The sequence below is a fragment of the Streptomyces sp. TLI_171 genome, assembly GCF_003610255.1.
Taxonomy (GTDB): Bacteria; Actinomycetota; Actinomycetes; order Streptomycetales; family Streptomycetaceae; genus Kitasatospora.
This window is the reverse complement of the sequence record NZ_RAPS01000001.1, coordinates 6,210,028-6,229,963: the sequence shown is the minus strand read 5'-3', so window position 1 is coordinate 6,229,963 and position 19,936 is coordinate 6,210,028. Positions and strand designations below refer to the sequence as shown.

Annotated in this window: 5 protein-coding genes and 1 pseudogene; 2 read left to right on the top strand and 4 right to left on the bottom strand. The window is 71.7% G+C overall.

Translation table 11 applies throughout. The features are described from left to right. Positions 1 to 151: 151 nt before the first annotated feature. The 3 genes and pseudogenes from BX266_RS38925 to BX266_RS27755 form a co-directional block, all read right to left on the bottom strand. Positions 152 to 4,594: an OTU domain-containing protein gene (locus BX266_RS38925; protein ID WP_183096886.1), complete on the bottom strand. Its 4,443-nt coding sequence runs from the start codon at positions 4,592 to 4,594 to the stop codon at positions 152 to 154. Positions 4,595 to 4,683: 89 nt separating this feature from the next. After that, positions 4,684 to 9,330 carry a hypothetical protein gene (locus tag BX266_RS38920; protein WP_183096885.1) on the bottom strand — a complete coding sequence of 1,549 codons (4,647 nt, stop codon included), beginning with the start codon at positions 9,328 to 9,330 and terminating at the stop codon, positions 4,684 to 4,686. A gap of 249 nt (positions 9,331 to 9,579) precedes the next feature. Beyond that, positions 9,580 to 10,128: pseudogene (locus BX266_RS27755) on the bottom strand (transposase); the annotation flags it as partial. 270 nt (positions 10,129 to 10,398) lie between these two features. On the opposite strand from BX266_RS27755, the gene BX266_RS27750 reads away from it, so the two are divergent. After that, entirely contained in the window at positions 10,399 to 11,211 is an 813-nt protein-coding gene (locus tag BX266_RS27750) for an IS5 family transposase (protein WP_099904087.1), read from the top strand. Here the strand turns inward: BX266_RS27750 and BX266_RS27745 are convergent. After that, entirely contained in the window at positions 11,186 to 11,608 is a 423-nt protein-coding gene (locus BX266_RS27745; RefSeq protein WP_310794808.1) for a hypothetical protein, read from the bottom strand. The two genes, BX266_RS27750 and BX266_RS27745, sit on opposite strands and share 26 nt — an antisense overlap. A 276-nt stretch (positions 11,609 to 11,884) precedes the next feature. Between BX266_RS27745 and BX266_RS38915 the strand changes: the two genes are divergently transcribed. Then, positions 11,885 to 19,936 carry a hypothetical protein gene (locus BX266_RS38915; RefSeq protein WP_183096884.1) on the top strand — a complete coding sequence of 2,684 codons (8,052 nt, stop codon included), beginning with the start codon at positions 11,885 to 11,887 and terminating at the stop codon, positions 19,934 to 19,936.

The following is a 19,936-nucleotide window of genomic DNA, read 5'->3' as shown; positions in this document are numbered from 1 at the left end:
CTCCGGGGCCCAAGGCCCCTGATCAGAGGTGTCCGTCAAAGCGGATCAAGCCCAGACCTTGGTGGAGGGGGCTGGCCCGTGTCGGTGTTCATCGGTTCCGTGGGGATCGTGCCGGACGGATTGGGCGGGCTTGTCGGGCCGGTGAGGTCCATCATGTTCGTTGTTGTGGTCGTGTGTCGGTGGGGGGAGGGGGTTGGGTGTTTCGCGGGGGGTGGTGGGGGTTGTTGTGTGCCGGGGGTTGTCCGGACAGGATGTTGTAGGCGTTTCGTCCGGTTTGGGACAAGAAGGCGGTGTGTGGGGAGGGGTCGTGGTCCGGGCCTGTTCCGGGGCTCGATTTCGGGTCGATGTCCATGGGGGCGTCGTCGTGGTCCGTTGCTGCCGTGTCCGTGATGTCCGCCGGGTGGTCGAGCCGGCCCGCGAACCGGGACCAGTCCCCGTCCGCCCGGGCCCAAGCCCTGGCCCCGGACGCCCCGAGGAGGTCGAACGGGTCGAGTGGGTTGTGGGTGTCGTCCGATGCGGGGAGCGCCCAGGATCGCCCGAACATGTCGGACATCCCGAGCGGGTCGCTCGGGTCGAGCATCCCGAGTGGGCCGAACGTCCCGATGAGCGGGTCGGGGGGGTTGTCCGGTGCGGTCTGCTCTGGTGTGTCGAGGGTGGGGAGGGTTTTCAGCAGGTGCAGGAGGGCGTCGATGTTTTGCGGGTGGGTGGGGTCGTCGGCGTCGGTGGTGTCCATGGCGTCGGTGGTGTCCATGGCGTCGGTGGTGTGCAGGGCGTCGGTGGTGTGCAGGGCGTCGGTGGTGTGCGGGGGGTGTGCGGTGTCGTGGTCGTCGGTGGTCCCGGGCCGTGTCGTGCCGTTGCGGGGTGCTGGTGCTGGTGCTGGTGCTGGTGCTGGTGTTGGTGGGGTGGGGGGGTCGTTTCTCGGGGTCTGGTTCGTGCCGGTGGTGTGGCTTGTGCCGGTGGTGTGGTTTGTGTCGGGGTTCGCGGTGGTGGTGTTGGGGCCGCTGGCGGTGGTGGTGGGGTTGGGGGTGAGGGCGAGCCAGTGGTTTTGGCTGAGGACGAGGGTGTGTGTGGGGCCGGTGGGCGGGGGGAATCGGCCGTCGGGGTCGTCGAGGAGGGGGGCGGTGGTGCCGTTGGAGTGGAGTATGTGCAGGTCGAGGTTGAAGTGGAGGCGGAAGAGGTAGGGGGTGGCGCCGGCGGTGTCGTTGTTCCAGCTGCCGGCGGTGGAGATCTCGGCGATCACCTGTGCGCGTCGTCGGGCGGTCTCCTGTGGGTCCAGGTCGGCGATGCCGACGAATTGCTGGTGCAGGGGGATCGCGGGGTCCTCGAGGGCGTTCCACAGGGGGCGGTCGCCCGGTGGGTTGCGCAGTTCCGCGCGCAGTACCTCGGCCATGTGGGCGCGCAGGGCCTGCGGGCTGGTCAGGGAGGGGTCCACCGCGGTGAACGTCTCTGGTGTCAGGGACAGCAGGGCGTGGTAGAAGCAGTCCCCGTCACCGGGAGGGCTGTAGGGGGTCAGCCCGTGCTGTGACAGGTAGGCGATCTGCTGCTTGTTGAGGTAGCGGCTCCAGCCCGGCAGCGGGCCGCCTCCCGCCCCGGCCGCCGCTCGTGTCGGTGCGGTCCGGCGGCGCTTGGCCGCCCGGCCCTCCGCTCCGGCACCGGCCACGACCACGGAGCCCGTACCGGCATCGGCACCGGCCACGACCGCGGCACCCGCGCCGACGCCGGTGACCGCTGCCCGCCGGGCAGCCCCCGCCCCCGCCTTCCCCGCCTTCGCCTTCCCGGCCGTCCCCGCCTTCCCGGCCGTCCCCGCCTTCCCGGTCTTCGCTTTCGCTTTCGTCTTCCCTGTTCCGGCTCCTGCTTTCGCTTGTGCGGTCTTCGTGGCGTGGCGTTGCTGTGCCTTGGTGAGTTGGATGTCCAGTGCTCGGACGACGGCCATGCCGGGCTCGCCGAGGTCGAGGAGTTTCAGGATGTCCTGGGGGCGGGGTGGCTGGTCCTTCCGGTGGTTGTCGAAGTAGCCGCCCAGGGGGAACTTCTGGTTGTGGGCGTCGGTGAAGACGCCGCCCTCCTCCGGGCCGGGCAGCGGCGCCACCGCTCCGGCCACCGCGTCCCCGCCGCCATCGCGCGGGGTCGCGAGGTAATCCGCCAGAGCCAGCAACGCCTCCCTCGACGGGACGATCTTGTACGCGTGCCCCCGCGGCTCCCCACCCTGAGCGCGGGTGAGGCTGGCGCCGGGCATGCCGGCCTGGTGCAGCGCCTCCACCGTCTCCCGCGTCACCGCGGTCTCGCCTGTCTTGACCTTGTAGTACCAGTCCCCGGTGATCCGGTCGTGGTCGGCGTCGGCCGGCCGCACCACCTCGGTCCTGACTGGGAGTTTGCCGGCATGGCCGGAGCCGGCGGCATACCAGGCGCGCAGTGCCCCGACGGCCACGACGGGGTTGATCTGGTTTCGGCCGGGGGGTGCGGGCAGGTCCAGGCGTTGGGCCAGGCCCGCCTTCTCCAGCCTCCGGTACTGCACCACGGAGGGCAGGATCTCCTGTTTGCGCAGTCCCTCGACGTAGGGGGCGAACTTGGTGGAGTGGTTGTGGGCGTCGTGGAAGGCCGCGTCGACCGGCAGGTCCTCGACACCGGCACCGTCCGGCAGGTGGCGGAAGCGGTCGATCAACGCGCCGACGAACTCCTCCGACGCGACGAGCTTGTAGCGCTTCCGCCGCTCCCCGCCCCGGCTGTCGGGCATGCCGACGCGGTGCAGCGCCTCCACCGTCTCCCACGTCACCGCGGTCGCGCCCCTGCTGACGCGGTAGTACCAGTCCCCGGTGATCAGGTCGTGGTCGGCGTCGGCCGGCCGCACCACCGCCTCCACGGGCGGGAGTTTGCCGGCGCGGCCCGAGCCGGAGGCATACCAGGCGCGCAGCGCCCGGGCGGCCACAACGGGGTTGATCTGGTTTCGGCCGGGGGGTGCGGGCAGGTCCAGGCGTTGGGCCAGGCCCGCCTTCTCCAGCCTCCGGTACTGCACCGTGGAGGGCAAGATCCTCCCTGCGCGCAGTTCCTCGACGTAGGGGGCGAACTTGGTGGGGTGCTCGTGGGCGTCGTGGAAGGCCGCGTCGGCCGGCAGGTCCTCGACACCGGCATTGTCCGGCAGGTGGCGGAAGCTCTCGATCAACGCGCCGACGAACTCCTCCGACGGGACGAGCTTGTACTCGTGCCCCCGCAGCTCATCGTCCTGGCCGGGGATGAGGCTGGTGTCGGGCATGCCGGCCTGGTGCAGCGCCTCCAGCGTCTCCCACGTCACCGCGGTCTTACCCCTGCTGACGTCGTGGTACCAGAGCCCGAGGATGGGGTCGTGGTCGGCGCCGGCCGGCCGCACCACCGCCCGCACGGGGGGGAGTTCGCCGGCATGGTCGGGGTTGGCGGTGTACCAGGCGTGCAGCGCCCGGGCGGCCACAACGGGGTTGACCTGGTTTCGGCCGGGGGGCGCGGGCAGGTTCAGGCGTTCGGCCAGGCCCGCCTCCTTCAGCCTCCGGTACTGCACCACGGAGGGCACGATCTCCTGTTTGCGCAGTCCCTCGAGGTAGGGGGCGAACTTGGTGGAGTGGTTGTGGGCGTCGTGGAAGGCCGCGTCGGCCGGCAGGTCCTCGACACCGGCACCGTCCGGCAGGTGGCGGAAGCGGTCGATCAACGCGCCGACGAACTCCTCCGACGGGATGATCTTGTAGCGCTTCCGCCGCTCCCCGCCCCGGCTGTCGGGCATGCCGACGCGGTGCAGCGCCTCCACCGTCTCCCACGTCACCGCGGTCTCGCCCCTGCTGACGTTGTAGTACCAGTACCCGGTGATCGGGTCGTGGTCGGCGTCGCCCGGCCGCACCACCGCCCGCACGGGGGGGAGTTCGCCGGCATGGTCGGGGTTGGCGGTGTACCAGGCGTGCAGCGCCCCGACAGTCGCGACCGGGTTGATCTGGGCCCGGTCGGTGGACGATGGTGCGGCGTAGTCGGTGAAACGGATCTGGGACTCGGGAGGCAGTCCCGCGGCGCGCAGCCTGGCATACACCGCCGGGGGCACCGCGGCCTGCCCGGTCTGCACCCGCTGCAGGGCCTCGCCCGGGACCCCGCGGGGGAAGAGGCGCACGGCATCGGCGCCCCCGTGGCTCCCGAGCCATTCGACGACCTCCGCCACCCTCAAACCGGTGTCCAGGAACATCGCGCCCCGGGCGTCGGGCGGCTGCGGATCCGCCTCGATACGGGCCCCCAGACGGGTCAGCGCACGGTGCAACTCCGCACTGCCCGGGACACGGCCGTCGGCGACCGCGCCCAGCCAGCCCTGCAGGTCCACCCCGTAGTCCTGCCTGGGCAGGACCAGCGGCCCGGCGTCCAACCGGTCCAACGACCCGAACATCTGGAACGCCTCCACCGCCCGCTCCAGCCACCACCCCTCCTCCTCCCGCCCGGGCAACCCCCCCAGCACCCCGAGCGTCTGCCGCGCCAGCCCCGCGGTATAGGCATGACGCAGATCCGCCAGCTCCAGCGGTGTCAGACCCCGGGCCTGCGGGAGCCCCAGGACCAGCTCGTCCGTCCACGGCCCCCGCCCGGGTACCAGCAGCACCTCCAGCAACCCGAACAGCCGCTCCCGCTCCAGCGCGTGATAAAACCCCGCGAGCCGGCAATTGAAACCCGCCGGCGGACGATGACCCTCTACCCCCGACCCCGGCCCCGACCACCCCCACACCCCCACCGACAACTCCGGCCCCACCAGCACCACCGCATCCACCCCACCAGCACCGGCAGCACCGGCCGCCCCCGACACGAACCCAACACCCGACCCCGGCAGAGCAAGACCGGGGCCGGGCAGGGCAAGACCGGGCCGGGCAGGGCAAGACCGGGCGCGGAAGGGGTGAACGCGGACAACAGCAGGCCGTCGGCCTGGTCGTCGTCGCCGAACAGATAGTCGTCCGGGCCCAGCGGCCCTCCCATCAGCTCGGCGTGTTCCTCCTCCGCAACAGCGGCCGATCGCGTCGAACGCCCCGCCGAACGCGCATCGACGCCCGTGCCCGCCCCTTCCCCACGGGACGACCCCGCCCCCGCCGTGTCCTGCCCGGTGTCCTCCCCGCGTCTGCGTTTCTTGGCGCCCCCCGGGAGCACGGCACGCCCGAACCTGCGGCCCGGCAGCGCGGCCAGACCCGCCCGGACCTGCTCCGGATCCCACCACAGCCCGTACGCGACCTTCAACGCCACACTCCGGCGGACCCGCAGCGTCCCACCGTGCTCGACCCCCATCAACAGAGGCCGCTCCAGGAAAGGACGCAACTCGGCATACGCCTCGACAAGAAGCCGCTCCGCACGAACAGGCCCCGCCATCTCCCGCAGACCCCGCCACAACCCCTCGGCATCCCCGACCTCCCCCATCCGCGACCCGACGAGCACCCCCACCAAGGCCTCCACACCAGCAAGAACCCCAGCCTCCCCGCCATCCACACCACCGGCACTGCCAATGCCGGGCTGCGGAACATCCCCCCCGACCGGAACCTCCCCCTCCCCGGCCGGAACCTCCTCCTCCTCGGCGGGAACCTCCCCCTCCAGCCGGGGCCGGACAACGGACGACGACCCCACCGACGCATCCGACGCATCCCCGGATCCAGACCGGAGACCACCCGGAAGCGACCAGGAACCCTCACCCCACGGGGCGACGGACACCCTGCCCGCCCCGGCGCCCAGAACTCCGTGCAAGGTCAGGAAGGCCCTCACCGCGGCATCGTTGTCCGCCGACGCCGCTTGCGCGAAGCCCGGCATGCCCAGCAACTGTTCACTGTCCCGCCGCAACACGGACATCTCCTGCGGCGAGGCATCCAACATCACCCGTACCAGCGCGCGGCTGTTCTCGAAGGCCCGCCACAGCGCAGTGCCACCCGCCTCGTCCGATTTAAGGCTAGCGTGGGCGTCCAGGAGGTGATCCAGTTCGAAAGCGGCCTCCTCCTCCATGGCATCCGGGCCCGTCTCCACACCCTCTACCGGGTCCAGAACCTGGTACCGGGTCAGGAATTCCCTCATCCCGTCGTCGTCCTCTTCGGCAGCTCCCTCGGAGGTCAGCATGCCCAGCAGGATGGTCCTGCCCCGCATCTTGAACAGTTCATGCGGCGCGGCAGCGGTCATCACCCGTACCAGCGCGGGGCTGTTCTCGAAGGCCTGCCACAGCAGGGTGCCACCCGCCTGGTCCAGCACCAGGCCGCTATGAGTCTGGACGAGCTGTTCCAGCTCCACGGCTTCCACCCCCGGCGCCGCCGCGCTCTCGGCGACATCCCACGGCCCGGCAGCGGCACCCGCGCGCCGGCCTTGGGCGCCGACCGCCCCACCCGGCTCCACGCCGCCGGGCAGACCGGACGGTCCTGTCACACGGCCCGGCAGCGCGGCCAGACCCGCCCGGACCTGCTCCGGATCCCACCACAGCCCGTACGCGACCTTCAACGCCACACTCCGGCGGACCCGCAGCGTCCCACCGTGCTCGACCCCCATCAACAGAGGCCGCTCCAGGAAAGGACGCAACTCGGCATACGCCTCGACAAGAAGCCGCTCCGCACGAACAGGCCCCGCCATCTCCCGCAGACCCCGCCACAACCCCTCGGCATCCCCGACCTCCCCCATCCGCGACCCGACGAGCACCCCCACCAAGGCCTCCACACCAACAAGAACCCCAGCCTCCCCGCCATCCACACCACCGGCACTGCCAATGCCGGGCTGCGGAACATCCCCCCCGACCGGAACCTCCCCCTCCTCCTCGGCGGGAACCTCCCCCTCCAGCCGGGGCCGGACAACGGACGACGACCCCACCGACCCACCCGACCCCACCGACGCATCCGACGCATCCCCGGATCCCGCCGACGCCGGCACGCCACCCGTACCCATGACCACCTCGGAGGCGCCAGAGGCGGGTGCGTCCTCACCGGTGGTCTCGATCCGCACGGGGGCGCCGGCTGCGGGGTCTGTGCCGTTGAGCGCGGCCAGGACACGGTCGGCCGCGGTCGAGGACTGCACGTCACGGCGCCGGGCGCTCCCCTCGCCGCCTCCGCCGGCCTCAGCCGCGGTCCCCGGCACGACGAGGCCGTCGACGACGACACGCCCGGCGTCCGAACCCGAAGCGACGGCACCCGAGGCCTCGGTGCCCGAGGGTCGGGGGCCGGAGGTGACGGGGCCGGAGGCGACCGCGCGCGGCCCGGGTGCCGTCCGGGCCGCGCTCTGCAGGACAGGATCGCCGACCGACCGCGTGCCGCCGGTGGCGCCGTCGGCCGCAACACCCTCGGCCGACTGCACCCCGGGAGCGGCCGCCGCCGGCGCGGCACCCCGTGCCTGCGGCCCGTTCTGCCCGGCCACCTCCTGCCCAACCAGGTCCGGCCCGGGGCCGACCACGACCGCTCCCCGCGGAGCACTCCGGTCCCCGACAACGGGAACAGCGCTCCCGACAGGGGCGGTGCCGGCGGGGCCGACCACGGAAGCGGTACCGCTCACCGCCGAATCCGTCCCAGCGGCAGCAAGGCCGGTGAAGGCGGTGCCGGCGGTGGTCACGGGAGCAGTGCCGCTCGCCGTCGGATCCGTCCCAGCGGTTGCGGGGGCGGGGGCGGCTGTGGTGAGCAGGGCGGCGCCGCCCTTCGCCGGACCCGACCCCGCCACGGTGAGGGGCTGGGGTGTCGTGTCCGTGGCGTGGGTCGCGTCTTCGCCGGCTTCGCCGAGCGCACCCGTGGGAGCGGCGTGCTGGAGCACGGGAGCGGACGGGGCGGCGCCGCCCGACACCGGGCCCGCCGCGGCCGCGGCCGCCGCCCGCGACGACGCCGTCGCCGACCCGGCGGCGTCGACCGGCACACCCACACGGCCCGCGTACTCCACGCCGGCGACCGCGGCAGGCACAGCGACGGCGGCGGCGGTGCCGCGAGCGCCAGCAGCGGCCGGAGCGCGCGTGTCACCGGAAGCCAGAGCCGAAGCATCCGCGGTCGCGGTCGCGGTCGCGGTCGTGGTCGTGGTCGTGGTCGTGGTCGTGGTCGTGGGTCGTGGCAGCGCGGCAGACGCGGGCAGCGAACTCGCGGACTGCCGCGCGACAGGCTGCGGCCCCTGCCCGGAAGCGTGCCCGTCACGGAAAGCCGCACGCGTGTCACCGGAGTCCGCAGCCGAAGCACCCGCGGCCGAAGCACCCGCGGCCGAGGTCGTGGGCCGGGCAAGCCCCACCGCCGCTGCAACCGCGGTGTCGCGTTCCTGCACCGTGCGCGTCTCATGCCGCTCGCCGTGGGCCGCCGACATGTCGCCATCGGCCGCACTGTCCGCCGCACCGAACGCGGTGACGAGCCCCGGCAGCGAGGCCGGGCCCGTCGCGAGCGCCGCACCCGCAGCGGGAAGCCCGTTCAGGTGGGCCTCAAGACCCTCGAGGCCGTGCCCCTTGTCGAGGCCCAGGACGCCCTTCGCCCACTGGGCGCCCTCGAAGACGAAATGCTCAAAGACACTGCTCACCCCCGAACCCGCGAAACCCACCGGACTGAACCCCCCGCCGACCACCGCCGCAACCGCCGCGCTCTCCAACAAGGCCTCGGTGACCGCGTTCGACCCCACACTCCACGGATGGCTGCGCCCCAACCCGGTCTTCGCCCCCACCGCCTTCGCGAAAGCCGACCCCGACACCACCGAAAGCGCCGGCTTGTGCAAACCCCCGATGAACGCACCCATCGCACCCGACCTGGCGATACCCCTCCAGTCGTACCCGCGCCGACGAAACCCGCTCGGCGCCCCGTCGATCATGAACGTCTGCGCCGCGAAACTCGTCAACGACTCCGACAACGCCTCCAACGCCGCCGCCGCACCCAACCGCCCCACCCGCGTCAACCGCACCAGCCGCACCAGCAACCGCACCCGCGCCCGCGCCATCAACAACGCCCGCTGCACACCCGCCCACGCCGGGAAGAACGGCTCCAACATCTCCAGAACCACAAGCTCCACGAAAAGCTGCACCAGCTCCGCGACCAACTCGACCTTGCCCTCGAAGATCTGCGACGCCGTACCACGCTGAACCCCCGACACCGACGACACCTGCCCCCGCACCCCGCGCAGCAGACCCCCGCCACCATCCGTGAACTGCCCCATCGCCCGCACGAACTGCTCACGCGTCTCCGAAGGCAAATGCCGCGCCGCATTACGCACCGCATCATCGACATCCGCCTCGAAATCCCGGATCAACGCCCCGACCCGCGCCAGACCCTCCGACGACTCCAACGCCAACGACGCACTCGCCTGCGGAAAAAACGACCCCGTCAACACAAACATCAAAACATCCAACACCGAGCCACGCCCCACCACCGGCTCAGCCACCACCACACACCACCCCCCACACCCACCCCAGCCGAAAACACCCCCACCAACCCACCAACACAACCCTGCACACCAAAACACCAACACAGGACCGAAAAGACAACCCCCCACCACAACACCTCACCCACAGCCATCAAAACCTGCCCGAACGAACACAAAGATGTCGCGCCCGGTCTTCGGCTCTGCCCCGTAATGAGTCTGTCCAGTGAACGGCTCTGTCCCGTAATCGGTGGTGACGCTGTGTGGTGATCACGGGAGGAGGATTCGGTGGCGGAGCAGAGGGAAGCCGGCTCGGCCGTGCATCTGCCGCATGATCCGTTTGGTTCGGGTGTTGACGCCCTCGGTGCGGCCGTTGCTGTAGGGGAGGGTGAGTCCGGCATTGACGGCGGTGCGGTCGAGTTCGAGACCGTTGGCGAAGGAGTGCAGCTGGGGAAGGTCGGCGGTGCGGACCTTGGTGATCCAGTCGGTGAGCTTTGCGGCGTTGCCCTCGGCCGGTGCCAGCAGCGTGGCGAACTCGTGCGTGAGGCATGCGAGTTCGGCCAACTCGGGGCAGGTCTGGACGAGTTCCTGCAGGAGTGAGGTGTCCTTGTCGCGGAGGTTCTCGGGGCGGGTGAGCAGGAGGCGGGCGAAGTGCTTCGGCGTGGTGACGGGCCTGTCGCCCTCGGCGCGGCCTTGGGTGAGGTAGCGGACCAGCAGGTTCGCGCTGCCGGTATAGCCGAGTTCCTTGATCTCGCGCAGGAGGTGGGTGACCGGCACTGCGGGGTCCTCGGCCCGGCGCCTGCGCAGGTGCTCGCGGTTAGTAGCCGTTGTCGTACCGCTCGCGGGGGTTGTCGATCGAACGGGAGTCTCGTTCGGGTGATCGCGGGATGGTGGGCGCATGAAGACAGGGCCTCCGGTGCAGCTCCTGGGTGTTGAAGCCGAAGAAGCACCAGGGAGGCCCTGTTGCCGCAGTTGTACGCCATCACGCCGGGACAGTCCAACTCGACGCGCTCGCAGTGTGATTGCCTCGCACACCGGTACGGGAACGCGGCTGACCATGGTGAACGTGTTCGACGTTACGACTCCGACATGACGGACGCCGAATGGTCCGAGATCAAGGACCTGCTGCCCGTGCCGGCGTGGATGAACGGCAGGGGCGGTCAGCCGGAGGCCCACTGCCACCGGCAGATGCTGGATGCAATCCGCTACCTGGTCGACAACGGCATCAAATGGCGCGCGATGCCGGTCGACTTCCCCGCCTGGGACCGGGTCTACGCCTTCTGGCGCCGCTGGCGCGACCGAGGGCTGGTCAGGGAGTTCCACGACCGGCTCCGCCGCAAGGTCCGCGGGAGCGAGGGCCGCAACGCCGAACCGACCGCGGCGATCATCGACTCGCAGTCCATCCGGGGCGCCGCGTCCGTGCCGGCCTCATCAAGGGGCTTCGACGGCGCCAAGAAGACCAACGGCCGCAAGCGGCACATCATCGTGGACTGCCTCGGGCTCCTGCTGATGGTTCTGGTCACCCCGGCCGACACCACCGACCGCGACGCCGCCTGCGGCATGCTGCCCCACCTCGTCGCCCGCTACCGGACGATTCGACTGCTGTGGGCCGACGGCGGCTACACCGGACGCCTGGTCGACTGGGCCAAAGACACGCTCCGGCTCACGCTCGAGATCGTCAAACGCAGCGACGCCCAGAGCGGGTTCGTCGTGCTGCCTCGCAGGTGGGTCGTCGAGCGGACCCTGGCCTGGCTGATGCGCTCACGCCGCCTGGCCCGCGACTACGAGACCCTGCCCGCCAGCAGCGAAGCCGCCGTCCTGTGGTCGATGACCATGCTCATGGGACGCCGACTCGCCCGGAACCGCGCCCGCCAGGTCACCCGGTTGTTCCTCGCGGCGTGAACACCCCGGGGCGTTCCTCGGCCAGCCAGCCCCGCGCGGCCAGCCGCTTCGCCTTCACCCGCACGCCCTCGACCTTCGCCGACACCAGCTCCCCACCCAGCAGCCCGGCCAGCTCCTTCGCTCGCAGCCCTTCCGGGCCGGCCCCGGCCTCCAGCACGGCCAGCAGCCTCCGATACTCGGGCGCGAGCGCCTGCACCGTCATGCCCTCCCGCCAGCCGGGCACCACCGATCCGGCCACCGGCTCCTTCGCCACCACCGGAACCGGCACCGGCCCGACCGGCTCCTCCGGCTGAGCATCCGCGGCCAGAGCCTCCGTCAACTCCATGAGCGCGATGATCCGACGCTCCAACAAGGCCTCCGCCTCCGAGAGTTCAGCCAGGATCCGATCCGCCTCCACGCGAAGCTCCTCCACCCGAACCCGCGCGGCCGACTCCCTCGCCTCCAACAACCCCACAACCGACGGCATCCGGAACCTCCCCGACGAGACGACATCACACACCACCTCTGCCGCAGATCCACCCGCACCATGCCTGACCAGCTGAAACGCGGCTTCCACGTTCGGAAAGACAACGGCCACTGATTCATGACACTCCCTGACGGGGCAGAGCCGTTCTTTTACAGACCCTTCGGGCAGGTTTTGGTGTCCGCGGGTGCCGTACTACGGCCGAAGATCGTGGGGCCGTTCCTGACATTTGTTCTGGTGTGCAGGGTTGTGTTGGTGGGTTGGTGGGGGTGTTTTCGGCTGGGGTGGGTGTGGGGGTGGTGTGTGGTGGTGGCTGAGCCGGTGGTGGGGCGTGGCTCGGTGTTGGATGTTTTGATGTTTGTGTTGACGGGGTCGTTTTTTCCGCAGGCGAGTGCGTCGTTGGCGTTGGAGTCGTCGGAGGGTCTGGCGCGGGTCGGGGCGTTGATCCGGGATTTCGAGGCGGATGTCGATGATGCGGTGCGTAATGCGGCGCGGCATTTGCCTTCGGAGACGCGTGAGCAGTTCGTGCGGGCGATGGGGCAGTTCACGGATGGTGGCGGGGGTCTGCTGCGCGGGGTGCGGGGGCAGGTGTCGTCGGTGTCGGGGGTTCAGCGTGGTACGGCGTCGCAGATCTTCGAGGGCAAGGTCGAGTTGGTCGCGGAGCTGGTGCAGCTTTTCGTGGAGCTTGTGGTTCTGGAGATGTTGGAGCCGTTCTTCCCGGCGTGGGCGGGTGTGCAGCGGGCGTTGTTGATGGCGCGGGCGCGGGTGCGGTTGCTGGTGCGGCTGGTGCGGTTGACGCGGGTGGGGCGGTTGGGTGCGGCGGCGGCGTTGGAGGCGTTGTCGGAGTCGTTGACGAGTTTCGCGGCGCAGACGTTCATGATCGACGGGGCGCCGAGCGGGTTTCGTCGGCGCGGGTACGACTGGAGGGGTATCGCCAGGTCGGGTGCGATGGGTGCGTTCATCGGGGGTTTGCACAAGCCGGCGCTTTCGGTGGTGTCGGGGTCGGCTTTCGCGAAGGCGGTGGGGGCGAAGACCGGGTTGGGGCGCAGCCATCCGTGGAGTGTGGGGTCGAACGCGGTCACCGAGGCCTTGTTGGAGAGCGCGGCGGTTGCGGCGGTGGTCGGCGGGGGGTTCAGTCCGGTGGGTTTCGCGGGTTCGGGGGTGAGCAGTGTCTTTGAGCATTTCGTCTTCGAGGGCGCGCAGTGGGCGAAGGGCGTCCTGGGCCTCGACAAGGGGCACGGCCTCGAGGGTCTTGAGGCCCACCTGAACGGGCTTCCCGCTGCGGGTGCGGCGCTCGCGACGGGCCCGGCCTCGCTGCCGGGGCTCGTCACCGCGTTCGGTGCGGCGGACAGTGCGGCCGATGGCGACATGTCGGCGGCCCACGGCGAGCGGCATGAGACGCGCACGGTGCAGGAACGCGACACCGCGGTTGCAGCGGCGGTGGGGCTTGCCCGGCCCACGACCTCGGCCGCGGGTGCTTCGGCCGCGGGTGCTTCGGCTGCGGACTCCGGTGACACGCGTGCGGCTTCCCAGCCCTCGACCTCGGCCGCGGGTGCTTCGGCCGCGGGTGCTTCGGCTGCGGACTCCGGTGACACGCGTGCGGCTTTCCGTGACGGGCACGCTTCCGGGCAGGGGCCGCAGCCTGTCGCCCGGCAGTCCGCGAGTTCGCTGCCCGCGTCTGCCGCGCTGCCACGACCCACGACCACGACCGCGGCCGCGGATGCTTCCGGTGACACGCGCGCCCCGGCGGCTGCTGGTACTCGCGCCGCCGCCGTTGTGCCTGCCGCGGTCGCCGGCGTGGTGCACGTGGGCGGTGCGGGTGTGCCGGTCGACGCCGCCGGGTCGGCGACGGCGTCGTCGCGGGCGGCGGCCGCGGCCGCGGCGGGCCCGGTGTCGGGCGGCGCCGCCCCGTCCGCTCCCGTGCTCCAGCACGCCGCTCCCACGGGTGCGCTCGGCCGAGCCGGCGAAGACGCGACCCACGCCACGGACACGACACCCCAACCCCTCACCACTGCCGGGAGCCCGGCGGCGAGCCGCACTGCTCCCGTGACCACCGCCGGCACCGCCGGCACCGCCCCCGCAACCGCTGGGACGGATCCGACGGCGAGCGGCACTGCTCCCGTGACCACCGCCGGCACCGCCTTCACCGGCCTTGCTGCCGCTGGGACGGATTCGGCGGTGAGCGGTACCGCTTCCGTGGTCGGCCCCGCCGGCACCGCCCCTGTCGGGAGCGCTGTTCCCGTTGTCGGGGACCGGAGTGCTCCGCGGGGAGCGGTCGTGGTCGGCCCCGGGCCGGACCTGGTTGGGCAGGAGGTGGCCGGGCAGAACGGGCCGCAGGCACGGGGTGCCGCGCCGGCGGCGGCCGCTCCCGGGGTGCAGTCGGCCGAGGGTGTTGCGGCCGACGGCGCCACCGGCGGCACGCGGTCGGTCGGCGATCCTGTCCTGCAGAGCGCGGCCCGGACGGCACCCGGGCCGCGCGCGGTCGCCTCCGGCCCCGTCACCTCCGGCCCCCGACCCTCGGGCACCGAGGCCTCGGGTGCCGTCGCTTCGGGTTCGGACGCCGGGCGTGTCGTCGTCGACGGCCTCGTCGTGCCGGGGACCGCGGCTGAGGCCGGCGGAGGCGGCGAGGGGAGCGCCCGGCGCCGTGACGTGCAGTCCTCGACCGCGGCCGACCGTGTCCTGGCCGCGCTCAACGGCACAGACCCCGCAGCCGGCGCCCCCGTGCGGATCGAGACCACCGGTGAGGACGCACCCGCCTCTGGCGCCTCCGAGGTGGTCATGGGTACGGGTGGGGCTACGGGTGGCGTGCCGGCGTCGGCGGGATCCGGGGATGCGTCGGATGCGTCGGTGGGGTCGGGTGGGTCGGTGGGGTCGTCGTCCGTTGTCCGGCCCCGGCTGGAGGGGGAGGTTCCCGCCGAGGAGGAGGAGGAGGTTCCGGCCGGGGAGGGGGAGGTTCCGCAGCCCGGCATTGGCAGTGCCGGTGGTGTGGATGGCGGGGAGGCTGGGGTTCTTGTTGGTGTGGAGGCCTTGGTGGGGGTGCTCGTCGGGTCGCGGATGGGGGAGGTCGGGGATGCCGAGGGGTTGTGGCGGGGTCTGCGGGAGATGGCGGGGCCTGTTCGTGCGGAGCGGCTTCTTGTCGAGGCGTATGCCGAGTTGCGTCCTTTCCTGGAGCGGCCTCTGTTGATGGGGGTCGAGCACGGTGGGACGCTGCGGGTCCGCCGGAGTGTGGCGTTGAAGGTCGCGTACGGGCTGTGGTGGGAGCCGGAGCAGGTCCGGGCGGGTCTGGCCGCGCTGCCGGGCCGCAGGTTCGGGCGTGCCGTGCTCCCGGGGGGCGCCAAGAAACGCAGACGCGGGGAGGACACCGGGCAGGACACGGCGGGGGCGGGGTCGTCCCGTGGGGAAGGGGCGGGCACGGGCGTCGATGCGCGTTCGGCGGGGCGTTCGACGCGATCGGCCGCTGTTGCGGAGGAGGAACACGCCGAGCTGATGGGAGGGCCGCTGGGCCCGGACGACTATCTGTTCGGCGACGACGACCAGGCCGACGGCCTGCTGTTGTCCGCGTTCACCCCTTCCGCGCCCGGTCTTGCCCTGCCCGGCCCCGGTCTTGCCCTGCCCGGCCCCGGTCTTGCTCTGCCGGGGTCGGGTGTTGGGTTCGTGTCGGGGGCGGCCGGTGCTGCCGGTGCTGGTGGGGTGGATGCGGTGGTGCTGGTGGGGCCGGAGTTGTCGGTGGGGGTGTGGGGGTGGTCGGGGCCGGGGTCGGGGGTGGAGGGTCATCGTCCGCCGGCGGGTTTCAATTTCCGGCTCGGGGGGTTTTATCACGCGCTGGAGCGGGAGCGGCTGTTCGGGTTGCTGGAGGTGCTGCTGGTACCCGGGCGGGGGCCGTGGACGGACGAGCTGGTCCTGGGGCTCCCGCAGGCCCGGGGTCTGACACCGCTGGAGCTGGCGGATCTGCGTCATGCCTATACCGCGGGGCTGGCGCGGCAGACGCTCGGGGTGCTGGGGGGGTTGCCCGGGCGGGAGGAGGAGGGGTGGTGGCTGGAGCGGGCGGTGGAGGCGTTCCAGATGTTCGGGTCGTTGGACCGGTTGGACGCCGGGCCGCTGGTCCTGCCCAGGCAGGACTACGGGGTGGACCTGCAGGGCTGGCTGGGCGCGGTCGCCGACGGCCGTGTCCCGGGCAGTGCGGAGTTGCACCGTGCGCTGACCCGTCTGGGGGCCCGTATCGAGGCGGATCCGCAGCCGCCCGACGCCCGGGGCGCGATGTTCCTGGACACCGGTTTGAGGGTGGCGGAGGTCGTCGAATGGCTCGGGAGCCACGGGGGCGCCGATGCCGTGCGCCTCTTCCCCCGCGGGGTCCCGGGCGAGGCCCTGCAGCGGGTGCAGACCGGGCAGGCCGCGGTGCCCCCGGCGGTGTATGCCAGGCTGCGCGCCGCGGGACTGCCTCCCGAGTCCCAGATCCGTTTCACCGACTACGCCGCACCATCGTCCACCGGCCGGGCCCAGATCAACCACGTCGTGGCCGCCCGGGCGCTGCACGCCTGGTACACCGCCAACCCCGACCATGCCGGCAAACTCCCAGTCAGGACCGAGGTGGTGCGGCCGGCCGACGCCGACCACGACCCGATCACCGGGGACTGGTACTACAACGTCAGCAGGGGCGACACCGCGGTGACGTGGGAGACGGTGGAGGCGCTGCACCGCGTCGGCATGCCCGACAGCCGGGGCGGGGAGCGGCGGAAGCGCTACAAGATCATCCCGTCGGAGGAGTTCGTCGGCGCGTTGATCGACCGCTTCCGCCACCTGCCGGACGGTGCCGGTGTCGAGGACCTGCCGGCCGACGCGGCCTTCCACGACGCCCACAACCACTCCACCAAGTTCGCCCCCTACCTCGAGGGACTGCGCAAACAGGAGATCGTGCCCTCCGTGGTGCAGTACCGGAGGCTGGAGGAGGCGGGCCTGGCCGAACGCCTGAACCTGCCCGCACCCCCCGGCCGAAACCAGGTCAACCCCGTCGTGGCCGCCCGGGCGCTGCACGCCTGGTACACCGCCAACCCCGACCATGCCGGCAAACTCCCAGTCAGGACCGAGGTGGTGCGGCCGGCCGACGCCGACCACGACCCCATCCTCGGGCACTGGTACCACAACGTCTGCAGGGACGAGACCGCGGTGACGTGGGAGACGCTGGAGGCGCTGCACCAGGCCGGCATGCCCGACACCAGCCTCACCCGCGGCCAGGACAAGGAGGTGCGGCGGGAGCACGAGTACAGGCTCGTCGCGTCGGAGGAGTTCGTCACCGCGTTGATCGACCGCTTCCGCCACCTGCCGGACAATGCCGGTGTCGAGGACCTGCCGGCCGACGCGGCCTTCCACGACGCCCACAACCACTCCACCAAGCTCGCCCCCTACCTCGAGGGACTGCGCGCAGGGAGGATCTTGCCCTCCACGGTGCAGTACCGGAGGCTGGAGGAGGCGGGCCTGGCCGAACGCCTGGACCTGCCCGCACCCCCCGGCCGAAACCAGATCAACCCGGTCCTGGCCGCCCGGGCGCTGCGCGCCTGGTATGCCTCCGGCTCGGGCCGCGCCGGCAAACTCCCGCCCAGGACCGAGGTGGTGCGGCCGGGCGACGCCGACCACGACCCGATCACCGGGTACTGGTACTACCGCGTCAGCAGGGGCGAGACCGCGGTGACGTGGGAGACGGTGGAGGCGCTGCACCAGGCCGGCATGCCCGACAGCCGGGGCGGGGAGCGGCGGAAGCGCTACAAGCTCGTCGCGTCGGAGGAGTTCGTCACCGCGTTGATCGACCGCTTCCGCCACCTGCCGGACAATGCCGGTGTCGAGGACCTGCCGGTCGACGCGGCCTTCCACGACGCCCACAACCACTCCACCAAGTTCGCCCCCTACGTCGAGGGACTGCGCAAACAGGAGATCCTGCCCTCCGTGGTGCAGTACCGGAGGCTGGAGAAGGCGGGCCTGGCCCAACGCCTGGACCTGCCCGCACCCCCCGGCCGAAACCAGATCAACCCCGTCGTGGCCGTCGGGGCACTGCGCGCCTGGTATGCCGCCGGCTCCGGCCATGCCGGCAAACTCCCAGTCAGGACCGAGGTGGTGCGGCCGGCCGACGCCGACCACGACCGGATCACCGGGGACTGGTACTACAAGGTCAAGACAGGCGAGACCGCGGTGACGCGGGAGACGGTGGAGGCGCTGCACCAGGCCGGCATGCCCGGCGCCAGCCTCACCCGCGCTCAGGGTGGGGAGCCGCGGGGGCACGCGTACAAGATCGTCCCGTCGAGGGAGGCGTTGCTGGCTCTGGCGGATTACCTCGCGACCCCGCGCGATGGCGGCGGGGACGCGGTGGCCGGAGCGGTGGCGCCGCTGCCCGGCCCGGAGGAGGGCGGCGTCTTCACCGACGCCCACAACCAGAAGTTCCCCCTGGGCGGCTACTTCGACAACCACCGGAAGGACCAGCCACCCCGCCCCCAGGACATCCTGAAACTCCTCGACCTCGGCGAGCCCGGCATGGCCGTCGTCCGAGCACTGGACATCCAACTCACCAAGGCACAGCAACGCCACGCCACGAAGACCGCACAAGCGAAAGCAGGAGCCGGAACAGGGAAGACGAAAGCGAAAGCGAAGACCGGGAAGGCGGGGACGGCCGGGAAGGCGGGGACGGCCGGGAAGGCGAAGGCGGGGAAGGCGGGGGCGGGGGCTGCCCGGCGGGCAGCGGTCACCGGCGTCGGCGCGGGTGCCGCGGTCGTGGCCGGTGCCGATGCCGGTACGGGCTCCGTGGTCGTGGCCGGTGCCGGAGCGGAGGGCCGGGCGGCCAAGCGCCGCCGGACCGCACCGACACGAGCGGCGGCCGGGGCGGGAGGCGGCCCGCTGCCGGGCTGGAGCCGCTACCTCAACAAGCAGCAGATCGCCTACCTGTCACAGCACGGGCTGACCCCCTACAGCCCTCCCGGTGACGGGGACTGCTTCTACCACGCCCTGCTGTCCCTGACACCAGAGACGTTCACCGCGGTGGACCCCTCCCTGACCAGCCCGCAGGCCCTGCGCGCCCACATGGCCGAGGTACTGCGCGCGGAACTGCGCAACCCACCGGGCGACCGCCCCCTGTGGAACGCCCTCGAGGACCCCGCGATCCCCCTGCACCAGCAATTCGTCGGCATCGCCGACCTGGACCCACAGGAGACCGCCCGACGACGCGCACAGGTGATCGCCGAGATCTCCACCGCCGGCAGCTGGAACAACGACACCGCCGGCGCCACCCCCTACCTCTTCCGCCTCCACTTCAACCTCGACCTGCACATACTCCACTCCAACGGCACCACCGCCCCCCTCCTCGACGACCCCGACGGCCGATTCCCCCCGCCCACCGGCCCCACACACACCCTCGTCCTCAGCCAAAACCACTGGCTCGCCCTCACCCCCAACCCCACCACCACCGCCAGCGGCCCCAACACCACCACCGCGAACCCCGACACAAACCACACCACCGGCACAAGCCACACCACCGGCACGAACCAGACCCCGAGAAACGACCCCCCCACCCCACCAACACCAGCACCAGCACCAGCACCAGCACCAGCACCAGCACCCCGCAACGGCACGACACGGCCCGGGACCACCGACGACCACGACACCGCACACCCCCCGCACACCACCGACGCCCTGCACACCACCGACGCCCTGCACACCACCGACGCCATGGACACCACCGACGCCATGGACACCACCGACGCCGACGACCCCACCCACCCGCAAAACATCGACGCCCTCCTGCACCTGCTGAAAACCCTCCCCACCCTCGACACACCAGAGCAGACCGCACCGGACAACCCCCCCGACCCGCTCATCGGGACGTTCGGCCCACTCGGGATGCTCGACCCGAGCGACCCGCTCGGGATGTCCGACATGTTCGGGCGATCCTGGGCGCTCCCCGCATCGGACGACACCCACAACCCACTCGACCCGTTCGACCTCCTCGGGGCGTCCGGGGCCAGGGCTTGGGCCCGGGCGGACGGGGACTGGTCCCGGTTCGCGGGCCGGCTCGACCACCCGGCGGACATCACGGACACGGCAGCAACGGACCACGACGACGCCCCCATGGACATCGACCCGAAATCGAGCCCCGGAACAGGCCCGGACCACGACCCCTCCCCACACACCGCCTTCTTGTCCCAAACCGGACGAAACGCCTACAACATCCTGTCCGGACAACCCCCGGCACACAACAACCCCCACCACCCCCCGCGAAACTGA

Coding starts and splice junctions, on each gene's coding strand:
- BX266_RS27750 (WP_099904087.1), top strand. CDS start 10,399: ATGACGGACGCCGAATGGTCCGAGATCAAGGACCTGCTGCCCGTGCCG.